Annotated in this window: 3 protein-coding genes; 2 read left to right on the plus strand and 1 reads right to left on the minus strand. The window is 72.8% G+C overall.

Annotated elements, in window-relative coordinates; translation table 11 throughout:
- Window positions 1-102: 102 nt before the first annotated feature.
- Together BN903_RS18725 and BN903_RS07135 are read left to right on the plus strand one after the other, a co-directional pair.
- A complete protein-coding gene (locus BN903_RS18725) occupies window positions 103-204 on the plus strand; it encodes a Mut7-C RNAse domain-containing protein (protein WP_394296245.1) in 102 nt (33 codons plus the stop codon).
- A 47-nt stretch (window positions 205-251) separates the two neighbouring features.
- On the plus strand, window positions 252-896 hold the full coding sequence (locus BN903_RS07135) for a hypothetical protein (RefSeq protein ID WP_048077070.1): 645 nt from the start codon (window positions 252-254) through the stop codon (window positions 894-896).
- A 36-nt stretch (window positions 897-932) separates the two neighbouring features.
- Here the strand turns inward: BN903_RS07135 and BN903_RS07140 are convergent.
- On the minus strand, window positions 933-1564 hold a 632-nt coding region (locus tag BN903_RS07140), incomplete at its 5' end, for an aminopeptidase (RefSeq protein ID WP_195155738.1).

Genomic DNA, 1564 nt, shown 5'->3' on the forward strand with positions numbered 1-1564 from the left:
GTCGTGTAACGGTCCGGTCGAACGGGTCGCGTTGACCGAGGAGGAGACCGATGCCGGCGACGCCGTCGCCCCGCCGACCGCCCCGACTACGTCCCGGACGACGTGGGGACGGACCGGCCGGGGTGGCGCTGTGCCGACTGCGGGCAGTGGTTCTGGAAGGGCGGCCACTGGGATGCCGTAGCGGCCCGGATCGACCGGGTGTGACCGGCCGAGCGTAACCGGTTTGCCCGCCCGTCGCGTAGCAGTCGGCAATGGAACGCGAACGGGCCGTCGACCGCTTGGAGACGCTCGTCGACCGCGTCGCGAGCGAGCCGATGCCGGTGCCCGTCCGCGAGGTATGGGCGTTCGGCGACGTCGCGCTCGGACTCGATCCCGTCGACCGGCTCGACGTCTACCTCACGAAGGACGTGATCATGGGCGGCGACGCCGACGCGGCGGCCGAGTTCGAGGCCGAGTACGGCGTGAAAGGCGTCGGGACCACGGTCGACGCCGCGTGGGCCGAGGCGCACCCCGACCGCGTGCGGACGAGCGACAACGGGTACGCGGCCCCCGAGAAGTGCCTCGCGGCCGAACTCGTCGAGGATACGGAGCCGATTCACTTGGAGGTGTGTAACGCGGGCTTCGAGGACAACGTCCGCCAGCGGCTGAAGGGGGCGCTCGCCCGCGAAGCCTACGAGGAGGTGCTCGACCCCCGCGGGGTCTGCCTGTGGGTCGACGGCGAGCGCGACGGGGAGGCGTTCGAGCGGCTCCGGGAGGCCTCCCTCGCGATGCCGACGCTGCCCGCAGCGCTCGGGATGCTCGGTGCCGACGAGGAGGCCGCGAACGAGGCCGCCGACGTGTTGAAGCGGCGACGGGCCGAACAGGAGGGCGCGTCCGTCCGCGGCGACATGGTGTGACCGCCGCATTCGACTCACCCGTCGTTCACCCGCCGTTCACTCGCCAATCAGGAATGACCCGTTCCGGTAGACGGTCTCGCCGTCGAGTTCGATCCGCGCGTCCTCGCTCGCGTCGCGGACGAGGTCCGCGTGGACCGCGCTCTCGTTCGCCGTCCTGCCGTCCGGCACGCACTCCGCCACCGCGTCGCCGAGCGCGACGTGGACGGTGCCCGCCGCCTTCTCGTCGAACAGGACGTTCCCGGTGACCGCGTCGATCCCCTCGTTGGTGCCGATCCCGAGTTCGCCGACGCGACGCGCGCCCGCGTCGGTGTCGAGCAGGTCGGCGAGGACGGTCTCGCCCCGCTCGGCCGCGTAGTCGACCACCCGCCCGTCGGCGAAGTCGAGCCGGATCCCGTCGACCTCCCGTCCGCCGCGTCGGAGCGGGCGATCGAACCGGACCGTTCCCTCGACGCCGTCGACCCCCGGCACGGTGGCGACCTCGCCGCCCGGCATGTTCTCCCGGCCGGCGTCGTTGTACGCGCCCATCCCCGCGACGTCGAACCGGAGATCGGTGTCGTCGCCGACGACCAGTCGGAGGTCGTCGGCCGCCGCCAGTCGGTCCGCGACCCGCGCCTGCCGCTCCCGGACCGCGGCCCAGTCGCGGTCCACGGACTCGTACACGAGCGAGC

The sequence above is a fragment of the Halorubrum sp. AJ67 genome (assembly GCF_000513435.1).